The sequence below is a fragment of the Polaribacter sp. OB-PA-B3 genome, assembly GCF_054589375.1.
The window spans coordinates 128,386-151,628 of record NZ_BAAIIX010000003.1 but is presented as its reverse complement, the minus strand read 5'-3'; the positions used below and the strand labels follow the sequence as shown (position 1 = coordinate 151,628).

Genomic DNA, 23,243 nt, shown 5'->3' with positions numbered 1-23,243 from the left:
ACATGAAGAATAAAATATATAATTTAGCAATTATTGTATGCATCGCACTATTTAGTAGTTGTGAAAATGCAATAGATATTAAACAAGTTGGTCGTGTTACAGCAGATGTTGCATTTACCAACGTATCTGAACTTGAAAATGGTTTAACAGGAGCTTACGGATTTTTTGACTTGACAAGAGAAGTAGCTATGGCTGTAAATTATACAGATGAAACTGCTGAAGGTACAGAAAATGGAGGTCAAGGTAGAACTACCGGTGCCATTTTTAACTTAAATGCTGCCTCTGCTGCTGCGTCTACTTTTTGGACAAATGGTTATGATAGATTAAATGCACTTAATAGATTAATTGAAGCTGCAGATCTTATTGAAACTAATGGAGCTGAAGAAGCAAGTAAGAAAAATGACATTTTAGGTCAAGCATACGCACTAAGAGCATATGCCAATTTTCAATTAGTTAGTTACTTTACTACAGATTACACAGATGATAACGCATTAGCCGTAATAAAAGTAGATTTTGTTCCTAGTATAGCTGATAAATTATTAAGAAGTACTAATGGAGAATTATATGCATTAATTGAAGATGATTTAAACAAAGCTTCTTCCTTAATTGAAGATGAAAGTAATCCAATTTTTGTTTCAAAAGATTTTGTTACAGCATTACGTGCAAGAATGGCTGCATATAGACAAGATTATGTAACTGCAGAATCTTTAGCTAGTAGCCTTGTAACAAAATATCCTTTAGCAGATAGAACTGCCTATAGATTAATGTTTCAAGACTCTGATAATTCAGAAATAATTTTCAAATTACAGAGAGATGTTAATGGTATTTATGATAATCAACCTGGATCTGGTACAGTAGCTGCTTCTGGATGGATTGGTGGTGTAACACTATTTGGTGCCAACACTCCATATTTTGAAATAGGTCGTAGTTTATTTAATTTGATCGATCCAGATGATGTAAGATATGACGTAATAGTTGATCCAGTTTCTATTGTAGCTCCAGATTACACTAATACTACAGATTATAGAGTGGAAGATGTATTACAAGTAAATAAATATCCAGGTAAACCAGGACAAGTTTTATTAAATGATAATAAAGTTTTTAGATCTTCTGAAATGTATTTAATCGTTGTAGAAGCAAAGATTGCCAGAAATGACCTAATTGGTGCTGCAGAAGACATTAAAGCCTTAAGAGATATCAGATTTGGATCAGATCAGCCATTACCTAGTTATGGTTCACAACAAGAAGCATACGAAGCTCTTTTAAATGAAAGAAGAGTTGAATTTGCTTTTGAAGGTCACAGATGGAAAGATATCAAAAGATTAGGTGAAAGAGCTAATCAAGGAGTAGAAAGAGATCCTGTAGATGCAGCTGAATTTGGAATGACAGCAACTTTACCTGCAACTGATTACAGATTTACTTTACCAATTCCTTTAGTTGAATTTAACGGTAACCCTGATTTACGTACTCAACAAAACCCAGGTTATAACTAAAATATATTAAAATATGAAAACAAATAAAATTTTATTAGTCTTAACGCTAATAGTAACCACATTATTTACAAGTTGTGAAGAACAAGAAAATGTTCAGTATGATGTTGTAAATGGACAAACTTTTGTTCAATTTTCTTCAACAAGTGCAGCAATACCTGTAAAAGAAAATGAAGCAAGTACAGCAAATGTAAACATTGAAGTAACAACCGTATCTGATCAAGATAGAACTATTAATGTTTCTATAGACGAATCAAGTACAGCTGCAGCTAATGCTTATCAAATTAACTCTATCGTAATACCTGCTGGTGAATTTACAGCAACTGCCTCTATTACTGGCGTATATGAAAATGTACCTTTGAGTGGTAGTGTAGACCTTGTTTTAAATATTACTGGTATCGAAGGTCAAGAAGCAACAATAGGTAATGGAACCTTAACTGTTTCTCTAGAAAGATTCTGTCCTTCAGACTTAGAAGGTGAATACTATTTTTCTGATGGTAATGGTGCTGATGTTACTGTTACAAGAGTTAGTGAAGGTAATTACACTGTAAGTAGAGATAATTATTTTGGTGCTGCTTATGCATTTGAAATAAATGATAGATGTAATATGATTTCAGTTACTGGTTCAGTGATTGAGTCTAGTTTTGGTATTCCAACTTCAGGAGAAGGTACTGTTTTAGCTAACGGTGACATCTCTATTAAATATACTGTAGATGGATATACAGATAAACGACAAATGACGTTAGTAAAAAAATAATATTTATTAATATTATATAACATTAAAACCATCTCTTTTAGAGATGGTTTTTTTTTGCTCTTAAATTAACATACATTTGCAAAATGAATAATGAAATGACAAATATTTTTGGAATTAGAGCGATTATTGAAGCAATCGAAAGTGGTTCTACAATTAATAAAATATACCTTCAAAAAGGTTTAAGGGGAAATCTTTTCTATGAATTAGATAAATTAATAAAAGAAAGAAAACTAACTACAAGTATGGTACCTGTAGAGAAACTGAATCGCTTATCTAAAAATAACAATCATCAAGGTGCCGTTGCTCAAATATCACCAATAGAATTTCATGATTTAGAATCTTTAATTGAAAAGACCTTAGAAAGTGATAAGAAACCACTTTTTCTATTATTAGATCAACTTTCTGATGTTAGAAATTTTGGAGCAATTATAAGAACTGCAGAGTGTACTGGTGTTAACGGAATTATCGTGCAAAAAAATGGTAGTGCTCCTGTAAATGCCGAAACTATTAAAACTTCTGCTGGTGCAGCTTTTAAAATTCCTATTTGTAAAGTAGATCATATAAAAGATGCATTATTTATTCTTCAATCTGCAGAAATTAAAACAGTTGCTGCAACTGAAAAAACAGATGATTCTTTATATGAAGTTGATTTAAATCAACCAATAGCAATTGTTATGGGGTCTGAGCATAGAGGCGTTAATCCATCAATACTTAAAATGGTAGATTATAAGGCAAAATTACCATTATTAGGTGAAATAGCTTCTTTAAATGTTTCTGTTGCTTGTGGTGCTTTCTTATATGAAACAGTAAGGCAAAGAATGAATTAAAAGAATTATTACTCCTCCTCTACTTCACTGTTAAGTTCTGGAGGAGTATAATTTCCTTCTTCATCAAAATATGTATCAAATTCAGTGTTACTAAATTGATACTCTTCTTTAACGATACCTTTTTTTCTATAAATTACAGAAAATAGAAATCCTACAACGAAGCCAGATAAGTGCCCTTCCCAAGACATCCCTTCTTTAATTGGTAGAACATACCAAATCATACTTCCATATAAAAAAATAATTACTAAAGATAAAGCAACTAATCGATAGTGCCTTCTAATTATTCCGCTAAAAAAAACAAAACTAAATAGTAAGTATACTATACCGCTGGCACCAATATGATAAGACTCTCTAGCAATTATCCAAGTTAAAAACCCCGATAATATTCCTCCATAAAATAATATTTTTAAGCCTATTTCTTTATAAAAATAAAACAGACTCAGAAGTAATACAAATAAGGGAATTGAATTATTAAATAAATGTTTAGTATCACTATGAATAAAATGAGTGAACACTATACCTCTTAAACCAGTAAAATCTCGAGGTAGAATTCCGAATTTATTGAAATTAAAATTAAATTTTATTTCTATCCAATACACTAGCCAAATACTAACTACATAAAGTACAGGTATAAAAAAAATAGATCTAGATGTATTAAGTTGATTTTCTTCTTTCATGTTAGATCAAAATTATCAAAAATTCTACCAAATTAGAAATTAACAACATCTGTCATAAAACTTTACTATTTTTACGGTATGAATGAACCTTTGGCAGAAAGAATTAGACCGAAAACTTTAGAAGATTATATTAGTCAGCAACATTTAGTTGGTAAAAACGGTGTATTAACTAATTTAATTAAGCAAGGTATTATTCCTTCTTTAATTCTTTGGGGACCTCCGGGAATCGGTAAAACAACATTAGCAAACATAATTGCCACAGCATCTAATAGACCATTTTATACTTTAAGTGCCATAAGTTCTGGTGTAAAAGACGTTAGAGAAGTTATTGATAAGGCAAAAAAAAGCGGCGGATTATTTACTGCTAAAAATCCGATTCTTTTTATTGATGAAATACATAGATTTAGCAAATCTCAACAAGACTCTTTATTAGGCGCAGTAGAAAAAGGTTGGGTAACATTGATTGGAGCAACTACAGAAAACCCAAGTTTTGAGGTGATTCCTGCATTATTATCTAGATGTCAGGTTTATATATTAAATTCTTTTGATAAAGAAGATTTAATTGCATTATTAAATAGAGCCATTGAAAAAGATGAATTTTTAGCAACTAAAAAAATTACCTTAAAAGAAACAGATGCATTGCTTCAGGTTTCTGGTGGAGATGCTAGAAAACTTTTAAATATTTTTGAATTATTAGTTTCTGCTGATGATGAAATAGAAATAACTAATGAATTGGTTTTATCTAAAATTCAAAAAAATACTGCCAGATATGATAAAACTGGTGAACAACATTATGATATTATATCAGCATTTATTAAATCTATAAGAGGTAGCGACCCTAATGCCGCAGTTTATTGGTTAGCAAGAATGATTGAAGGTGGTGAAGATGTAAAATTTATTGCGAGAAGAATGTTAATATTAGCGTCTGAAGATATCGGAAACGCAAACCCAACAGCACTAATTTTGGCAAACAATACTTTTCAAGCAGTATCTGTTATCGGAAACCCCGAATCTAGAATTATATTAAGTCAAACTGCTGTTTATCTTGCAAATTCTGCTAAAAGTAATGCTTCTTACATGGCAATAGGAGCAGCACAAAGTTTGGTTAAAGCAACCGGTGACTTATCAGTACCACTAAATTTAAGGAATTCGCCTACAAAATTAATGAAGGACTTAGAATATGGTAAAGATTACAAATATTCACATAATTACCCTAATAACTTTATAGATCAAGAATTTTTACCTTCAGAAATTTCTGGCACAAAATTATATGAACCTGGCAATAACCAAAGAGAAAATCAATTTAAAGAAGTATTAAAAAATAGATGGAAAAATAGATACGACTATTAAAACTTAACCTGATATTTTTCTTGAACCAACTTACCATTTTTGTAGTATTCTGCAATCCAGTTATTATCTTTCAAGTAGAATATTCCGTTTTTACCTTTAATAATGAAGACATCTTTAACTTTACTATTTAAAATAACAAAAACAACTTCTGGTTTTAAATTGATTAACTGAAATCCATTTTCTTTTGCTTGAGCATATAATGCACTGCTACTACTAGATTTAGTAACTACATCTGTTTTCTGGTTATTCTTTACCTCCAAATTAATATTATTAGTTTTAACTAAAGGTTTTAAGTTTGATGATTTTAGATTATCTTGATTATTAATAACTGTCGATTTAGTATTGGTAGCATGTATAGAATTATTATTATCATTCGTTTTAGTAACTTCTATACTTGGTTCATATTTAACATCAACCATTGATGCATGCGCTCTTCTAATTGCCTCTTGATAACTTTTTTTATACTCTTTAATTCTACTGTTTCCCTCTTTAGAAGTATAGACTGTTTTATTTAAACAATCTCTTAATTCTATAAAAACAATGGTTTTAAACATCGAAGATTTATCTTCTACAATAATATTTAATGCGTTACATGGATTGTTTTTAAGTTCTAACGGAAATTCGTCTGTATCTAACAAAACTGTAAAACCATTTTTTTTAAAAAGGAATTTGGTTAATGAACTTGTTTGATATTGATCTACTTTTTTTAAAAATCCAAACTTCTCTGGTACAACTAAATATTTATAATTATTAATTTGTTTTTGTTGACTAAATATAGAGTTAAAAGTTAATAAAAATAGAAGTGTATAAATTAATTTCATTTTAGTTAAATAAAAGGTTAAAACCGAATTGTAAAGAAACATTATTTGCAGAAGAAATGTCGGATAATTTTGTGACATTATCCACAAGTCCGTAAAAATTAATTTTCCATATTTGGGTAGAAAGCCCAAAACCTATGTTCGAATATGAAAAATCGTCAACTGTGTAGGTAATTTTTGCATGTAATTTATTAGAAAAAGACTTTTCATAAAAACCAGTTAAAGCAAATTGCTGATTTAAAGGTCTAAAAACTGAATACAATTGTGCACCAAATGCATCTGTATAAAAATCTTTATAAGTATCATCATAACAATATTTACTTCTTTTTTCACCAAAACTGTATTTAATTGCAGCGTTAAATTTGGTGGGTCTCCATGAAATGTAAGAATCTTTATTTTCTTCTGTTGGTAATTGTTCTTCAAAATCATCATTTAAATTCTGCCAATAATTTGTATTATTAGTGTTATAATCAAAAGCAATTCCTTCGAAAGTAAAACTACCCTTTGTAGTGGTGTTTTTAATATTTTTTTTATGGTTAATGAAACCTATATCTAATAAACTTGCAGAAAACTGTAATTGCGGAGAAAATTTATAAGACAACCCAAAATCTAATCCAACACCCATATTTCCGCCAAAAAAAGTATTTCCAATATAAGTACTTGCATCATTAATATATTCATTGTCTTTAATCAAACCAGAGGTTCTAAAATTTATATCTATATTTTCTAAATAATGCACATAAATATTATTATTGCCAAGGTTAGAAGTAAAAGTACCTGTGTTATTTGTAGATTCTACGTTTAACGAAGATGAATAAATTTTAAAACGCGCTCCTAAAGTTAAATTGTCATCCATTTTTCTAGTAATTCCTGCATGAATTACACCAAGATAATCAAGTTTATATAGTATTTGAGAGATACTAAAGCTTTTGTTTAAATACGCCGCATTACCTTCGTTCAAAAGTGTAATTCCGTCTTTAGGTAAATAACCAATACCGTCTACTTCATTATAAAAACCGCCACTTAAATATGTCTTATCATCTAACCTATACCCAACATTTATTACATCGATCTTAGCATTTAAACTTACATAATCAGTTGATGTTATATTTGCTAAAACAGCTGTTACTTTATCTGTAATACTTCTGTTATCCGCAGCAAATAAGTCTGCAACAGAAAAACCTGTTGATCCTAATTCTGATGAAAAACCAGAAAGAATAGGTACGCCAATATGATATTTATAATTAGTTTCTAAACCTGGGTTTAAAAGTAATGTTTGTGGTAAACCTGCAAAGTCATACATTACTTGCTTATTTTGACTATTGACACCAATGCTAAAGATAAATACTAAGTATAATAGTTTTGTTTTCATTTTATAAAGGCGCTTCTAAATGAATTGTTGCTGCAGAATTAAATATTATTTCACCAACATCTGATGCAAGTATAGGCGTGGTTCTATCATCTAAACTAAGCTTTACCTCTACTCTAGTAAAATTTCTTACATTCGGGTTTAATTCGATATTTAAAATTTCTTTTTGCTTAAATTCTAAATTATTTGCCGTCACTTTTAAGTCGTTTAATTTATAAATAAGAGTATCATTTTCATCTAAAAGAGAAATTTCTACCGTAAAATCTCTGTTGAATCTATTTGTAATTTCAAAATCGAAATCTAGCTGCACTAAATTTTCTCTTATAAATTTTGTTTCAAATATTTTAACGTCAGATTTTTCTGAAATTTCAGTAATTGGTGGAGCGCCTGGTATTGGCACAAAATTATCTGGAGATATTGTAAAATAGGTTAATGATAAAGCATATGTAGGTTTTATGGTATAGTTGTCTATTTGATCGAAATCTACTGCATCTGAACAGCCAAATATCAAAACAAAACACAAAAGCATTTTTAATATTATATTATTTTTCATCTTAAATATTTAAAAAATTAAACGCATAATTACCTACAAATATTGCTTAATCTCTAGTAAATTTGCAACGGAGGTTACATTTGCATCTGTAGGTGTTTCTTCATTAAAAACACAATGAATAGCCTTAAAACCAACATTTAAAGCACCGTTAATATCTGCTTCTAAACTATCACCAATCATTACCGAGTTTTCTGCAGTTGCATTGGCTTTCTTTAATGCATAATTAAATACTTTCGGATTCGGTTTTTTTACGCCAACCGAATCAGAAGTTATGATAGCATCAAAATAATCAATAATTTTTGAACTTGTCATTTTTTTTGTTTGAACTTCGTCGAACCCGTTTGTTATGATATGTAATTGATATTTACTTTTCAAATAGTCTAAAATTTCAAAAGTTCCTTCAAACAAATAATTAAAACTTGATAAGTTATCTATGTAATCGATCGCTAATTTATCAATCAATGCATCAGAAATTTCAAAGTTCAATTTATCAAAAGACTTTTTTAACCTTTTGTATCTTAATTCTTCTTTGGTAACTTTTTCATCTCTATAAAGACGCCAATACTCTAAATTAATAGGCATATAGATTCTTAGAAAGTTATTAATTTCTATATCTACATCATTTAATTTAAAAATTTTTTTGAATGTTAAACCAGAGTTTTTATCAAAATCCCAAAGCGTGTGGTCTAAGTCGAAAAATACATGTTCTATTTTCATCCTTTAAAAGTAAAGATTATAAATAAACTATTAGCACATTAAGTTGTTATATTTGTAATAATAAATCATTTTTTTTGAGTAAAAAACTTCATATATTATTCCTTTGTGGCTGGTTTCCTTCTAGGGTATTACCAACGAATGGCGATTTTATAGAAAGACATGCTAAAGCTGTTTCACATAAACATAAGGTTACAATTTTGCATATAATTTCTGATGAAAATTGTAATCAAAAAATAGAAATAGTTTCAGAAAAAAAAGACGAATTAAATATACATATTGCTTATATAAAAAAGACGAAAAATCCCTTAAAGAAGATTCTTTTATATAGAAAAGCTTTTCTATCTTTATTAAAACATATTGGTGATTTTGATGTTGTACATTTAAATAAATTATACCCTTTTGGTATTTTTACTTTGTATCTAAAAAAAACTCGTAAGAAACAATTTATTATTTCTGAACATTTTACGGGTTATCATTTACCTTTATCTAAAAACATTTCTTTTCTTGAGAAATTTATCAGTAAAAAAATTGCAAAAAGTGCAGCATTTATTTGCCCAGTTTCTAACAATTTAAAAGATGCAATGCAGCAGTTAGGTTTCAAGGGAAATTACGCAAGAATACCCAATGTTGTTGATACAAATTTGTTTGTTCCTTCAGAATCTAAAAATTCGGTTTTTACAATATCGCATATTTCTAATATGGTTAATCCTCATAAAAATATTGAAGGTTTACTGCAAGTGATAAAAAATCTAGAAGCTAAATTAGTTAATTTTAAGGTTGAAATTATTGGTGAAAATTCTAGTAAATACATCACTTTTGCCACTAAAATTGGTATAAACCTAAATAATGTAACATTTATTGATCAAATTCCTCATAAAGAAATCGCAAATCGATTACAAAATAGTGATTTGTTTATTTTATTTAGTAATTACGAAAATCTACCATGTGTAATTTTAGAATCTTTTTCTTGTGGTGTACCTGTAATATCTACCGATGTTGGCGGAATAAATGAATATTTTCCAGATGATTTTGGCAAACTTATCCAAAGAAATAACCAAGAAGAATTATTAGAAAGTATTTTAAATTTTGAAAAAAGTTTTAAAACTAAGACACTAAATAAACAAAAAATGCACAATTATGTTATTAATAATTTCTCTGAAAGTAAAATTGCGCTAGAATTTGAAAAATTATACTTTAAATCATTAAAATAAATTAACCTGAACTTAATTAAAACGTACATATTAAATTTTTTAAAACGCTCTGGAAGTTATGTATTTCTGGCTACAGTTTTTGCTAAGATTTTATCTTTAGCTGCTTCTTGGGTAGCTTTACAATTTATAGATAATCAAGATTTAGGTGTATTGCTTTTTGCTAACAATGTTATTGTGTTTATTTTGCCAATCAGTGGTTTAGGATTACATCAAAGTTTGCTTCGGTTTAGTGCATTAAACAACAATACAGAAGATAAAAATCATATTTTTTTATATGTTTTAAAATACGGGTTAATTTCATGCCTTGTATTAATAGGTATTATAATAACTAGTAGCTTTTTTATTTCTTTTCAATTTGAAAAAGCACAGTTTTTTATCATTATTTTATCGTTTTTATTAATTCCGGCTTTTCTTTTTGAAATCATAAAATCGCAATTAAGACTAAACCACGACAACAAGAACTATGCATATTCCGAGTTTTTATACAGCCTAATTTTCTTAATTCTAATTATCGTTTTAACCTATTATTATCAAGAAAATGGTTATATAATCTCTTTGTTGTTGTCACCTATTTTATCGTCATTATTTTTTATCAAAAAGATAAAAATTAAAGCAACTAAAATAAAAATAGTTTCAGAATTAAATTTTCAATTCTGGCGATACGGTTTCTTTGCTAGTTTATCTAACGTTGTTACACAATTACTTTTTGCTATTGATATTTTACTAATTGGTTACTTAATAAACGATGCAGAAATGGTAACAAATTTTAGATATGTTTCTATTATTCCGTTTAGTTTACTATTTCTACCAAGAGTTTTTATTAACACTGATTTTGTTGCTTTTACAGAAAAAATATTAGACAAAAACTACATTAAAACGTATATAAAAAGCTACATACAACTGTTTACTATAGTAAGTTTCTTATTAATTATCTTTAGTTATTTTTTTGGTAGTTTTTTACTAGGTCTTTTAGACGAAAGCTTTATTAAATACCAAACAACTTTCTTTATTTTAATGCTTGGAATTTCTGGAATATTTATTTTAAGAGGTTTATTTGGCAACCTACTTTCGTCTATCGGAAAAGCGCACGTAAACTATTATATTGCTAGTATTGCGCTTACAATAAATATATTTAGTAATTATTATTTGATACCAAAATACGGCATTAAGGGGGCTGCAATAACTTCTGCTTTGTTAATGTGGCTAACAGGTTTGTTCTCTTTTATTTGCTTTAAAAAGCTCTATAAGAAAATTCTTTTAAAAGCAAAATAGTTTTCTTCTTCTGCGCCAAAGCTTCGGTAAAATTTGGCAATATTTGGCATATTACCGCCTTCAAAATCTAAAATTATACCAGTTTGTTGATGTTTTTTAATAACCTCTGATAGTAAAAAACTAGATGCTTGTAAAGTTTTACCTTTTGCAGTGAAAGTTGCAAACAAATAGGTTATTCGGTTATTATGATTTGTAAAAAGTGCGCCACCCAACAGTTGCCCGTCTTCAAAAACTCCCAATAAAAATCCTTTTTTATTTGATAAAATAGATTTTGATAATTCCCTTAAAACATTATACGGAATCTTATATAGATAATTATCATTGTGTATTTTAATCAACTCGTCGATAGTTGTTTCTTTTAAAACAAGCGATGCCTTCTCTCCTACTTTAATTGCGTGCTTTCTTCCTTTAGAAAACCTCTTTTTTAAAGAATCATAATCAGTATTTAAGCTTAGTTTATAGTTTTTTAATGTTGATGTATTTTCTGTAGAATAATTCTGAGAATTTAAATGAATAACTACTTTAAAAAATTTAGCTGATACTTGAGATAAAAACTCTTCTTGTAATTCTTTTGAAATTTGTTTTTTTGAAAAAACACCTAATTGCTGACTAAAATATGGTTGATTACTATATTTAAAGAACAACTTACGCTGCCAAGAAATTGGTAAAACAGCTTCATAATCTTTTAAAACTAAAACACTCCAATTTTTTGAAACTCTATCTAAATACCAAGAAAATGCATAAATTCTAGATTGAATTGAATGTTGAATGCAATCATCATATTTATCAATATTGATATTTTTTCTTGAGATAAGCTTAATCATCCTAAGAAGTTGCTATTTTAATCATAGATTCGTACAATCTTTTCCAACCTTTCCATCTTAAATGATTGCTTAAACTTTCATTATGAAATAAAGTTATAAAGGTTCCGTTTACAGCTTTCACCTCATTTCTTAAATCTCTAATTTTTCCTAAAGATTGTTTAGGCGTTATCTTTAAATAATCGTTTAAAGTCGTATCCATCAACGCAAAAGGAAATACTTTTAGAGGGGTTTGAATTTCGAAATCTAAATCATAAAAATAATATGGTGTACAAGTACTTGCTCTAAAACCAAGATTACTTGCATATCCCATAGAATAATCTTCTTTAACTTCTAAATCTATCAATTGCTGATACGTTTCTGGTAAATTAAAACGTAAATAATGTTGTCTAGATCTAATAACAGGCATATTGGTAATAGATTCTAATCTTTCTTTTTCTTTTTTTAGCAACCCCGGATTTTGCATTGTAAAATAAGATGGATGCAAACCAACTCTAGCGTAATCTACCAAATCTTTAATAAGCAATCTGTATTTATTTTTAGATGCTGAAACATTGGTATCAAAAGTGGTGTAATCTCCTATAGAACAAAAAAATATGGTTCTAATATCAGATGCTTTTTTTATATCTAAAATCTTCTGAAAATTATCAAAAGGATCTTTCTTAATGTTTAAAGAAACAGCAAATCTATACCAAACATTTATCAATCGAAGTTTAAATAAATCATTAAAAAAACCACCAAAGGTTCTAACAAAATTTTTATGTTTATAAGCAAATGCATTATCTATATCAATAGTAGATAAATATTTATAAGACCTTGTTTTGTAATCGTAATCTGGAAATTTTTCTTTTAAATTTTCTAACAATTTATAAGCCCAAATATCTACTACAGGTTTTTCTAAAAATCCGTTTTTATATGCTAAACTTTCTGTTGCCGTGTAACGACCATGTACATCTTTTACATGTGGTAAATATTCTTCGTAACGTGATATTAAATAAAAACTCGCAGCAAAAATATCAAAAGGAATTGCAGATTTACTTCCGGCACCAAAAAAACACGGAGTGTTATCCCACTTTTGGATATTGATATCCAAATCGTTTACACCTTGCTCAAACAACAAATCGTTACTTTTTATAAAAAATTCATTTCCTAAAGGTGTTTTTGTATATGTTAATTTTGGACCATTATGTGCCACAAACTCTTCTACTTTCGTTGTAAAATCTACAGAAATTAAAAGCGTTCTAGTTAAAATATGTTTAAAAATATAACGAACTCTTGGTGTTATTTTATGTGTATAAACTAATATCATTTATATGTTTAGAAGTTTTAATTAATTGTAAATTCTATAAAATTCCTTCGTCTGCAAAGCTAAAATAATCTTTTTGTGTAATTATTAAATGATCTAAAAGTTTAATATCTAATGTAACGCCTGCATCTTTAATCTTTTTAGTAAGTTGTTTATCTGCATTGCTTGGTTGTAATTTACCTGACGGATGATTATGAGCTACAATTATTGCTACACTAGCCAACTCTAAAGCTCTTTTAAACAACAACCGAACATCTACAACTGTTGCAGTTAAACCTCCTTTACTTACTTGGGTTTTAGCAATAACTTTATTAGAATTATTTAAAAACAATACCCAAAATTCTTCGTGTTCTAAATCGCCAATTATACTTTGTAAAACTAAAGAAGCATCTTTACTACTGGTTATTTTTGGTATTTCTAAGGCTACTTCTAACTGCCTTCTTTTACCCAACTCTAAAGCTGTAATTATGCTAATTGCTTTTGCTTCTCCAATACCTTTAAATTCAATTAATTTTTCTAAAGAAAGTTTTGCTAGTTGGTTTAAGTTACCATCAACCGATTTTAAAATTCTTTTAGATAAGGCAACTGCACTTTCATTTCTATTACCAGAGCCTATTAAAATAGCAATAAGTTCGGCATCAGATAATGATGTTTTACCTTTAGCAATTAATTTTTCTCTGGGCCTATCGTCTAAAGCCCAAGATTTAATGGTTAATTTTTCCATGCTTTTTTTTATAAAAATACAAAATCAGATTTAAGTTACTTAGTTATGATTTTTAAATGGTTGAAAAGAAAATTCAATTTTAAAAAAACAATTTATAGACTTTCGTATCTTTGCAACTTATATTCTATCTATTTTTACATATGAAGATTATTATAGCTGGAGCTGGAGATGTTGGCTTTCATTTAGCAAAATTACTTTCTTACGAATCTCAAGATACTTATATCATAGATTTTGATGGAGAAAAACTAAATTATATTAACAATCATTTAGACGTAATTACCAAAAAAGGTGATGCCACTTCTATAAAACTTTTAAAAGAAATTGGTATAAATTCTGCCGATTTATTAATTGCTGTTACAGAAAGTCAGAATACAAATTTTACAATTTCTGTAATCGGTAAATCTTTAGGTGTTAAAAAAACCATTGCTAGAATAGACAACCCAGAATTTTTAAATGAATGTGAAGTAAACTTTAAAGAGTTTGGTTTAGATTTTATGATTTCGCCACAAGAATTAGCAGCAAATGAAATAAAAATGTTGTTAAAACAATCTTCTTTTAACGACACTGTAGAGTTTGAAAGTGGTTTATTTAATGTAATGGGTACTGCCTTAACATATAAATCTCCGTTGGTAGATTTAACTGTAAAAGAAGCTAAACAAAAATTTAGTAATATCGATTTTATAACTATTGCTATTAAAAGAGATAATGTTGCGCAAACTATTATCCCTAGAGGAGACACGAAGTATCAACTTAACGACCAAGTTTATTTTTCTGTACCAAGTTATAATATGAAGGATTTATATCCGATTATAGGAAAGAAAAAATTTGACATTAAAAATGTTATTATTCTTGGTGGTAGTAGTATCGGGCAAAAAACTGCAAGAAATCTTTGTCAAGATAGTTTTAACATCAAACTAATTGAAGAAAGCAGAGAAAAAGCAGAAAACTTAGCAGAAGAATTAGAAAATGTTTTGGTAATTCATGGTGATGGTAGAGATTTAGAATTATTAGAAGAAGAAAATATTAGAGAAACCGACGCATTTATTGCAGTAACTGGTAATTCTGAAACTAATATTATGTCTTGTTTAGTTGCAAAATCTAAAGGAGTAAAGAAAACCATCGCTTTAGTAGAAAACATGGATTATATTGAGATTTCTCAAACCATAGGTATAGAATCTCTAATCAATAAAAAATTAATTGCTGCAAGTAATATTTTTAGACATATTAGAAAAGGAGAAATACTTGCATCTGCAAATTTACACAATATAGATGCAGAAATTTTTGAGTTTGAAGTTCAGCCAAATGCAAAAGTTACAGAAAAACCTATTAAAGATTTAAATTTCCCTAGAGATGCTGTTTTTGGTGGCTTAATTAGAAACGGCAAGCCATATATGTCTTTTGGTGAAATGCAAATTCAAAGCGGAGATAAAGTGATTGTTTTCTGTTTACCAGAAGCAATTAACACCGTAGAAAGCCTATTTAGATAAATGGGAAATTTAAACACAAAAATAATTTATCGTTTTTTAGGTATCACAGCAATACTTAATGGCCTGTTTATGTTTTTAACAGTTCCGTTTAGTATTTTTAATGATGAAATTGAAAAATGGGGCATACTAAATGCTGGTATTATAACTACCTTTATTGGAAGTTTACTTTACTTTTTTAACAAACCCACAAACACTAATATTCAGAAAAAAGAAGGTTATTTAATTGTAACGCTTGGTTGGTTAATTCTTTCTTTTACAGGAATGTTACCTTATTTACTTTCTGGTGCAATACCTAGTATTTCTGATGCTTTTTTTGAAACAATTTCTGGATATTCTACAACTGGCTCTTCAATATTAACCGATATTGATAATATGCCTAAAGGAATTCTTTTTTGGCGTAGTGCAACACATTGGATTGGTGGAATGGGAATTATTGTTTTAACAATTGCAATTTTACCACTCTTAGGAATTGGTGGTATGCAATTATTTATGGCAGAAGCTCCAGGACCATCGGCAGATAAATTACATCCAAGAATAACAGACACAGCAAAAAGATTGTATTTAATCTACGTACTATTAACATTATTAGAATTCTTTTTATTGAAATTTGCTGGTATGACATGGTTTGATGCAATTAACCATGCAATGGCAACAATGAGTACCGGTGGTTTCTCTACAAAATCTGATAGTATTGCATTTTATAACGGAAAACCTTTAATACAATACATTATTATCTTTTTTATGTTTGTTGCCGGTACAAATTTTGTGTTGACTTATTTCGCTTTAAAAGGAAAAATGCAACGTGTATTTAAAAGTGAAGAATTTAAGTATTATTTGTTTGGTACTTTGGGTGTCTCTGCAATAATTGCAATTATTATTATATTCTTTCAAGACCCTAATTTAGAATCTGTATTAGCACATCCTAAAGTATTAGGAGAAACAGAAAGTGCCATTAGACATTCTTTATTTATGGTAATTTCTGTAGTAACTACAACTGGTTTTGTTTCTGCTGATTTTACAATGTGGAACTTTTTTGCAACCGGAATCTTTTTTGCACTATTTTTTACAGGTGGTTCTGCTGGATCAACAAGTGGTGGTGTAAAAGTTGTAAGACATATTGTTATGCTTAAAAACAGTTTTTTAGAATTTAAAAAAGCATTACACCCAAATGCAATAATACCTGTAAGATATGATGGAAAAACAGTAAATCAAACCATTGTTTTTAACATTCTGTCTTTCTTTATAATTTACATGTTAATTTTTATCATATCTTCTGTAATCTTAACGTTATTAGGTTTAGATTTTATGTCTGCAATTGGAGCCGCAGCATCTTCTCTAGGAAATATTGGTCCTGCAATAGGCTCTGTAAGTCCTGTTGATAATTTTGCTCATTTAACCAACTCTGCAAAATGGTTTTGTTCTTTTTTAATGTTGATTGGTAGGCTTGAGTTGTTTACTGTTTTGATATTATTTACACCTTTCTTTTGGCGTAAAAATTAATAAACCTTGGTTTTTCAATTTTAACATATTGTTAACAAACACTAAACATTAGTACTCGCATTCATTTTTTTGTATATTTAGACTACCTAAAAAACTAACGATATGAAACAAAAGTACTTTTTAAAGGCACTCTGCCTTATTATTTTGGCATTATACACAGTTAATTCTGTAAATTCTCAAACCACTGGTGATATTGCTTTCACAGCATTTAATGCAGATGGAGATACAGATTTTTCTTTAGTAAACTTAGTAGATCTATCTCCAAACACAATAATATATATAAAAGATGGTTCGGGTTTTATAACATGGAACACTGGAAGTGATATTATAAAATCTGGAAGTATCACTGTATTTACAGATGTTGATGCCGCAGGAAATCCTTTATTAGGAGTTTCTAAAGGAACCATAGAAAAAAGTGGATCTTTTAATTGGAACAAAGGTGGCGAAGCTGTTTTTGTTTATTTAGGCACTGATAAAGATACACCTACAACGTATTTGACAGGTTTAAAAAATGGAAATTTGAGTGGAGAGTTAACAGGTACTGGTTTAACAGCGGATGTAGATTTTTTAGAACTGAATCCTGTTTCCCACCCTGACGGAGGATTTTATAATGGTTCAAGATCTACAGAAGCATCGTATTCAAATTACTTTAATCTTATGATAGACAAAAATAATTGGATACACAACACTAGTAATGGAGAAGCTACATTGCCTATTTCTAAAGAATCTTTTACAATATTAACCACAAATTGGTTAGGTGCAATTAGCTCTGATTGGAATAACCCTTTAAATTGGGATAATGGTGTTCCTAACTCTAGTTCTTTAGTTAGTATTCCTGATTTAATGACAAATGCACCTGAAATTAGTACAACTACAAATGCAGAAGTTGGAAATATATCAATTTCTGAGGCTGATGGATTATCTGTTTTATCTGGCAGTTTAACTGTACATGGAAATATTACAGTGGATGCAGGGAGCTCTTTATATTTAGAGTCTAAAATTACTGCATCAAAAACTTTAGATGCAGCAACACTAATTTTAAACGGAAGTTATACTTCTGTGGATGATAATTCCTTTTTCTATTTTACAGAAACTTTTATTGATGATACATCTGGTTGGAGTTTAATCTCTTCGCCAACCGTTGGAGAATTAATTGATGGTAATACTGGAGATGGAAATTTTGCTGTTTTTAATGCATTACAACAAAGTGCTACAAACTACGGAATCGCATTTTACGATAACTCTCAATCTGATGCTAATCTTCGTTGGGATTATTACTCTAAAGCCGAAGTTGATGTTGCCAATGCAAGTGCTGTTTTAACAATGGAACAAGGTAAAGGGTACAGCATTTTACCAAATTCTGCTTTAAATTCTGATACTGCGAAAGGAAACTTAGGATTTAAAGGTGATGCACCTACTTCTGATGTTTCAATTACAGTTACCGACAAAACAGCCACTTCAGGTAATGCTTTTAACTTGGTTGGAAATCCTTATCCTGCTTATTTACCTTTTAATACCAATGCTAATTCAAACAATTTATTGTCTGAAAACTCGGGTGTATTAGATGAAGAAACACTTTGGATTTGGGATAAAACTTCTGATGAATACATAACAGTAAATCAAACAACAACCATAGGAACCGGAACAAATCAAAGACCATCTCTTTACATAGCTCCTGCTCAAAGTTTCTTTGTAAAGTCTAACAGTACTGGTGGAGACTTTAAATTTAAACAAGCAGATCAAAATCATCAAACAACAGGAACATTTAATAAAGTAGAAAATTTAAGACCAGAAATTAATTTAAATATTACAACCGAAGGTAAAACTTCGAATACATCAATCTACTATTATTCTGAAAAAACAACAGGTTTTGATAATGGCTATGATAGCTCTATTTTTACAGGTGCTGGTGATTCTTTTATAGTATATACAAAATTAGTATCTGCAGAAACTAATAAAAAATTAGCCATTCAAACCTTACCCAAAACTAATTTCGATTCAATGATTATTCCTGTTGGTGTTAATGCACCTACTGATTCTGAAATTACATTTTCTGCAAACAGCATCAATCTACCTAAAGAACATAACGTATATTTAGAAGATAGATTAACTGGTACTTTTACGTTACTAGATACATCTTCTACTTATGTTGCTACTGTAAAAACTAATAATACAGAAGATCGTTTTTTTATTCACACAAAGACAAACGAAGCTCTAAATGTAGAAAATCTATTAGTTAGTAATATTTCCATTTTTCAAACAAGCAATAAGAACTTAAAATTAACAGGATTTAATAATGAAAAAATAAATATTTCTATTTTTAATATTTTAGGTAAAAATGTTTTGAAAAAAGAGCTAAACATCGTTGACACAAAAAATATTACACTACCAAATTTAACGCCTGGTGTATATGTTGTAAAATTAGAAACACTTTCTAATAGCATCAATAAAAAGATAATTTTAAAATAATTCTTTAGAGATAAAACATTTCACCATGAAAAAAAACGAAACAAAAATTACTCGTAAAGAAGCTATAAAAAAAATTGTTAATTATGGTAAATATACCGCCCTAACTGCCTTAGGAACTTACATGATTTTAAATCCACAAAAAGCGCAAGCTCAAAGTCCAGAAAAACCTGGATCAGCATTTTAAACTGAAATTTAATATAATTATAACGCTTCAATTTTATTGAAGCGTTTTTTATTGAATATCATTTAGAAATTACCTACATTTATTTTTCATGAAAAATCAATCTGAAATATTACTTAAAACCATAGAAGACAAAACAATTGTTTGGTTTAAAAATAGTAACGAATATCTAGTATTAGAGAATACTACAGCAGATATTTTAAAACGATTAAGTAAAGGGATTTCTGTAAAAGAAATAGCTACTGCATTAGCTAAAAAATTACAAGTCCCTTTGGATAAAACTATAGACTTTATTTTAGATCTTGAAAAGAAAATTTATGCCAATAAGTCTATAATTAATAATACAATTATTAACGATTATAGAGATGTTACTAAACCAACTTCTTTTGAGTTCACAAAGTATTATAAAATAAATAACGAAGTTTATAAAGTTGAATTTAATTCTGAATATGAATTGTATTTAGTACATCCAAAATTTGCGCATTTAGAAACCAAAGAATCAAAGGATATTGATGCTATTTTTACGGTTTTTTTAAATAATAACTTTGTGTTTTTTTATATTGACAACAATTTTATTGGTGCTTGGAATAAAAAAGACATTCATTATTTTCAAGGAAAATTTTCAATGGAATTAATTCAAAAAATCCATAAGAGAAAAGAGAATGAATGGATGGGAGTTTTTCATGCTTCTGCAGTTTCTAATGGCAAAAAATCAATATTATTTCTAGGAGACTCAGGCAACGGTAAAAGTACCTCTTTGGCTTTATTACAGGCAAACGGTTACACTTGTTTAGCTGATGATTTTGTGCCGATCGACATAAAGCAAAATGAAGTTTTTAGTTTTCCTGCATCCATTTCAATAAAAAAAAATAGCTTAAAAACATTATTACCAATATATCCTGAGTTAGAAAAATCAGCAGAATTTCATTTTAAAAGACTAAATAAAATCGTTCGCTACTTAGAGCCAAACAACAACAACTTTTTAGCACATTTGCCTTGTGAAGATTTAGTTTTTATAAAGTATGAGAAAAATTCTGATATCTCTTTTAGTAAAATTTCTAAGATTGAAGCTTTTCAGCAATTAGTACCAGATTCTTGGCTTTCTCCAATTAAAGAAAATGCTGCACTATTTTTAGATTGGTTTTCGAATATCAATTGTTATCAAATTACATATGCTGATAATGAAAAAATGATAAATGCGGTTTCAAAAATTTTCGAAAATGAATTATAAAGAAACATTATTTTTTGTTGCTAAATGTCTTACAATAACATTAGAAGAAAAAAACCGAATCGAAATTGAAATACTATTAAAAAAGACAGAAATAGATTGGGATTCTGTTGTTAAAGTAAGTACACAACATTATGTTTTTCCTGCATTATATTGTAATTTAAAAAGAGCAAATCTATTACAATACTTACCTGAAGAATTGGTAGATTACATGATCCATATTACCGATTTAAACAGGGAAAGAAACAAACAAATTATAGAACAGGCAAAAGAAATTAACACTCTTTTATTAGCAAATAATATAACACCAATTTTCTTAAAAGGAACCGGTAATTTACTAGAAGGTTTGTATTGTGATATTGCAGAAAGAATGGTTGGTGATATTGATTTTATTGTTTCGAAAGATAATTTTAGTAAAGCTGTTTCAATTTTAAAAATTGATAAATATTCTAGTAAAAATGAAACTTATATGGATTTTCATTGGCACTATCCAAAAATGACTAAAAAAGACAGAATTGCAGCTGTAGAAGTACATAATAAAGTTTTAAAAAAGCCTTACACTTCACTTTTAAATTATCAAGCCTTAAAAAACAAATCATTTGAATCAGAAAAATGTAATATAACTTCATTTGAAAACCAATTATTGATTACAATTCTACAAAAACAAATAAATGACAACTTATATCATTCTAAATCTTTGGCTTTAAGAAACATTTATGATAGTTTTTTGCTTGCTAATAAGACACAGAATTCTTTAGATTTAGAGATATCAAATTCCAAGATTAAAAAGTATCTAAATAATTATAAAGCATGTGCTCACTTACTTCTAAATAAGCCTGAATCTTTAAAATATATAAAAAATTCTGATGCTAAAAAATATGTTGATTCATATTTAAAAACAATCGAGAATTCAAAATCTGAATTAAGGAAAATAAAATATATAGATTCTCTTATAAAGTTAAAAGATAAATTAAAAATTTTACAATATTCATTTACAGATAGGGAATATAGTAACTATACATTTAGAAGATTAAAAAATTTAAACTTCTATTTAAAACAATTAAAACTTATTAAATCTAAACCAAATTCTTAACTTCATCAAAATCTAAACCACCATAATTTCCAGAGCTCATTAGTACTAATGCTGTATTATCTAAATTCTGTTTAATTAAAAACTCTTTAAAAGCTGTTGGATTGGTATAAATAATTAAATCTTCTCTTTCGAAGGCATTTGCTATTTGCGTTGAAGTTACTTCTTCTAGTTGTTTAATTTTTACTGCATTTGGAGAATAAAATACAACCGCTTTATCTGCTGCATCTAACGCACCTTTGTATTCTGCCAAAAAATCTGCATTTAAACTAGAATACGTATGTAATTCTAAACAAGCTAAAACCATTCGATCTGAATATTGTTCTTTGACAGCTTTTGTAGTTGCTGCAACCTTACTTGGGCTATGGGCAAAATCTTTAAATATTACCGTAGAGTTATTTTCTGCAATTTTTTCTAAACGCTTACTTGCTCCTTTAAAACTTGCTATTGCTTCATAAAAATCATCTTCATCTACTCCCATATGCTGACAAATCCATTTTGCACCAGCCAAGTTTTGCAAATTGTGGTTTCCGAAAACTTCTAAAGGTAAATCACCTTCTTCTGTCTCTAAAAAAGTAACACCATTATCTACAAAATGTTTCGGTGTCTGGTAAGGATATTTTTTAATATGATTTTGAGAAGACTCTACCACGTCTTTTACGTTTTCGTCTTCAACATTGTACACCATACTTCCGCCATTAACCATAGAATCCGTAAAAATTTGAAACTGATCTTTATAATTTTCAAAAGTTGGAAATACATTAATATGATCCCAAGCAATACCACTTAACAATGCTATATTTGGCTTGTATAAATGAAATTTAGGACGCATGTCTATTGGTGAACTTAAATATTCATCTCCTTCTAAAACAATAAAATCATTTTCTTCTGTTAAATGCACCATCGTTTCAAAACCTTCTAATTGCGCACCAACCATGTAATCTACTTGTCTTTCATGATAATTTAAAACATGTAAAATCATAGACGTTATTGTTGTTTTACCGTGAGAACCACCAATAACAACTCTTGTTTTATTTTTAGATTGCTCATATAAAAACTCAGGATAAGAATAAATTTTTATTCCTAATTCTTGGGCTTTTTGTAATTCTAAATTGTCTTTTTTAGCATGCATTCCTAAAATAATAACATCTAAATCTCTTGTTATTTTTTCTGGAAACCACCCAAATTCTTCTGGCAATAAACCATATTTTTCTAATCTAGATTTAGACGGATTGTGAATTGTATCATCACTTCCAGAAACTTGGTATCCTTTTTGGTATAATGCTATTGCAAGATTGTGCATTGCGCTACCACCGATGGCAATAAAATGAATATTCATTTAACAAAATTTTAAAAAGTAAAAGTACAAAAGCTCTTTACATTATTGATTATATTT

Annotated in this window: 21 protein-coding genes; 12 read left to right on the top strand and 9 right to left on the bottom strand. The window is 28.6% G+C overall.

The genetic code is table 11. The annotated features are described in order from the left end of the window. Positions 1-2: 2 nt before the first annotated feature. The 3 genes from ACYPV9_RS07775 to rlmB all read left to right on the top strand — a co-directional run bounded on the left by ACYPV9_RS07775 (position 3) and on the right by rlmB (position 3,074). Complete coding sequence (locus tag ACYPV9_RS07775) at positions 3-1,493, top strand: RagB/SusD family nutrient uptake outer membrane protein (protein WP_459742817.1); 1,491 nt, start codon at positions 3-5, stop codon at positions 1,491-1,493. A 13-nt stretch (positions 1,494-1,506) separates the two neighbouring features. Further along, positions 1,507-2,247 (top strand): hypothetical protein, encoded by a 741-nt coding sequence (locus ACYPV9_RS07770; protein WP_459742815.1) that lies wholly within the window; start codon positions 1,507-1,509, stop codon positions 2,245-2,247. Between the two features lie 83 nt (positions 2,248-2,330). Beyond that, positions 2,331-3,074 carry a 23S rRNA (guanosine(2251)-2'-O)-methyltransferase RlmB gene (rlmB, locus tag ACYPV9_RS07765; RefSeq protein ID WP_299064872.1) on the top strand — a complete coding sequence of 248 codons (744 nt, stop codon included), beginning with the start codon at positions 2,331-2,333 and terminating at the stop codon, positions 3,072-3,074. 8 nt (positions 3,075-3,082) lie between these two features. Here the strand turns inward: rlmB and ACYPV9_RS07760 are convergent, their stop codons facing one another. After that, a complete protein-coding gene (locus ACYPV9_RS07760) occupies positions 3,083-3,751 on the bottom strand; it encodes a rhomboid family intramembrane serine protease (protein ID WP_459742813.1) in 669 nt (222 codons plus the stop codon). A 78-nt stretch (positions 3,752-3,829) separates the two neighbouring features. Here ACYPV9_RS07760 and ACYPV9_RS07755 point away from each other — a divergent pair, with 78 nt between their 5' ends. Beyond that, positions 3,830-5,101, top strand: a complete 1,272-nt coding sequence (locus tag ACYPV9_RS07755) for a replication-associated recombination protein A (protein WP_459742811.1) — start codon at positions 3,830-3,832, stop codon at positions 5,099-5,101. Here ACYPV9_RS07755 and ACYPV9_RS07750 read toward each other — a convergent pair. From ACYPV9_RS07750 to ACYPV9_RS07735, 4 genes are read right to left on the bottom strand one after another with little or no spacing between them, the layout of a single operon-like run. Further along, the gene (locus ACYPV9_RS07750; protein WP_459742809.1) at positions 5,098-5,922 is read right to left on the bottom strand and encodes a hypothetical protein; all 825 of its coding nucleotides are present in this window, start codon (positions 5,920-5,922) and stop codon (positions 5,098-5,100) included. The genes ACYPV9_RS07755 and ACYPV9_RS07750 overlap by 4 nt on opposite strands. Before the next feature lies 1 nt (position 5,923). Further along, on the bottom strand, positions 5,924-7,291 hold the full coding sequence (locus ACYPV9_RS07745) for a DUF5723 family protein (RefSeq protein ID WP_459742807.1): 1,368 nt from the start codon (positions 7,289-7,291) through the stop codon (positions 5,924-5,926). 1 nt (position 7,292) lies between these two features. Beyond that, positions 7,293-7,841 carry a hypothetical protein gene (locus tag ACYPV9_RS07740; protein WP_459742805.1) on the bottom strand — a complete coding sequence of 183 codons (549 nt, stop codon included), beginning with the start codon at positions 7,839-7,841 and terminating at the stop codon, positions 7,293-7,295. Between the two features lie 33 nt (positions 7,842-7,874). Then, positions 7,875-8,558 carry a YjjG family noncanonical pyrimidine nucleotidase gene (locus ACYPV9_RS07735; RefSeq protein WP_459742803.1) on the bottom strand — a complete coding sequence of 228 codons (684 nt, stop codon included), beginning with the start codon at positions 8,556-8,558 and terminating at the stop codon, positions 7,875-7,877. A 74-nt stretch (positions 8,559-8,632) separates the two neighbouring features. Here ACYPV9_RS07735 and ACYPV9_RS07730 point away from each other — a divergent pair, with 74 nt between their 5' ends. Both ACYPV9_RS07730 and ACYPV9_RS07725 read left to right on the top strand, forming a co-directional pair. Beyond that, on the top strand, positions 8,633-9,769 hold the full coding sequence (locus ACYPV9_RS07730) for a glycosyltransferase family 4 protein (RefSeq protein ID WP_459742801.1): 1,137 nt from the start codon (positions 8,633-8,635) through the stop codon (positions 9,767-9,769). Continuing rightward, on the top strand, positions 9,770-11,041 hold the full coding sequence (locus tag ACYPV9_RS07725) for an oligosaccharide flippase family protein (protein WP_459743055.1): 1,272 nt from the start codon (positions 9,770-9,772) through the stop codon (positions 11,039-11,041). Here the strand turns inward: ACYPV9_RS07725 and ACYPV9_RS07720 are convergent. The 3 genes from ACYPV9_RS07720 to radC are packed head-to-tail and all read right to left on the bottom strand — an operon-like array spanning position 11,011 to position 13,892. Next, complete coding sequence (locus ACYPV9_RS07720) at positions 11,011-11,865, bottom strand: hypothetical protein (protein ID WP_459742799.1); 855 nt, start codon at positions 11,863-11,865, stop codon at positions 11,011-11,013. The genes ACYPV9_RS07725 and ACYPV9_RS07720 overlap by 31 nt on opposite strands. Position 11,866: 1 nt before the next feature. Next, a complete protein-coding gene (locus ACYPV9_RS07715) occupies positions 11,867-13,171 on the bottom strand; it encodes a polysaccharide deacetylase family protein (RefSeq protein ID WP_459742797.1) in 1,305 nt (434 codons plus the stop codon). A gap of 34 nt (positions 13,172-13,205) precedes the next feature. Further along, positions 13,206-13,892: a RadC family protein gene (gene radC / locus ACYPV9_RS07710; protein ID WP_299064862.1), complete on the bottom strand. Its 687-nt coding sequence runs from the start codon at positions 13,890-13,892 to the stop codon at positions 13,206-13,208. A 140-nt stretch (positions 13,893-14,032) separates the two neighbouring features. Between radC and trkA the strand changes: the two genes are divergently transcribed. The 6 genes from trkA to ACYPV9_RS07680 all read left to right on the top strand — a co-directional run bounded on the left by trkA (position 14,033) and on the right by ACYPV9_RS07680 (position 21,850). Then, the gene (gene trkA, locus ACYPV9_RS07705) at positions 14,033-15,379 is read left to right on the top strand and encodes a Trk system potassium transporter TrkA (RefSeq protein ID WP_299064861.1); all 1,347 of its coding nucleotides are present in this window, start codon (positions 14,033-14,035) and stop codon (positions 15,377-15,379) included. Then, positions 15,380-16,879 (top strand): TrkH family potassium uptake protein, encoded by a 1,500-nt coding sequence (locus ACYPV9_RS07700; RefSeq protein WP_299064860.1) that lies wholly within the window; start codon positions 15,380-15,382, stop codon positions 16,877-16,879. A 102-nt stretch (positions 16,880-16,981) separates the two neighbouring features. Next, positions 16,982-19,348, top strand: coding sequence for a T9SS type A sorting domain-containing protein (locus ACYPV9_RS07695; RefSeq protein ID WP_459742794.1), 2,367 nt, complete (start codon positions 16,982-16,984; stop codon positions 19,346-19,348). A 25-nt stretch (positions 19,349-19,373) separates the two neighbouring features. Then, on the top strand, positions 19,374-19,532 hold the full coding sequence (locus ACYPV9_RS07690) for a hypothetical protein (protein ID WP_459742792.1): 159 nt from the start codon (positions 19,374-19,376) through the stop codon (positions 19,530-19,532). Positions 19,533-19,620: 88 nt separating this feature from the next. Next, the gene (locus tag ACYPV9_RS07685) at positions 19,621-20,760 is read left to right on the top strand and encodes a phosphoenolpyruvate carboxykinase (ATP) (protein ID WP_299064857.1); all 1,140 of its coding nucleotides are present in this window, start codon (positions 19,621-19,623) and stop codon (positions 20,758-20,760) included. Continuing rightward, positions 20,750-21,850, top strand: coding sequence for a nucleotidyltransferase family protein (locus ACYPV9_RS07680; RefSeq protein ID WP_459742789.1), 1,101 nt, complete (start codon positions 20,750-20,752; stop codon positions 21,848-21,850). The genes ACYPV9_RS07685 and ACYPV9_RS07680 overlap by 11 nt, the downstream gene beginning before the upstream one ends. Here the strand turns inward: ACYPV9_RS07680 and ACYPV9_RS07675 are convergent. Next, positions 21,834-23,186, bottom strand: a complete 1,353-nt coding sequence (locus tag ACYPV9_RS07675; protein WP_459742787.1) for a UDP-N-acetylmuramate--L-alanine ligase — start codon at positions 23,184-23,186, stop codon at positions 21,834-21,836. The genes ACYPV9_RS07680 and ACYPV9_RS07675 overlap by 17 nt on opposite strands. Positions 23,187-23,243: the final 57 nt, after the last annotated feature.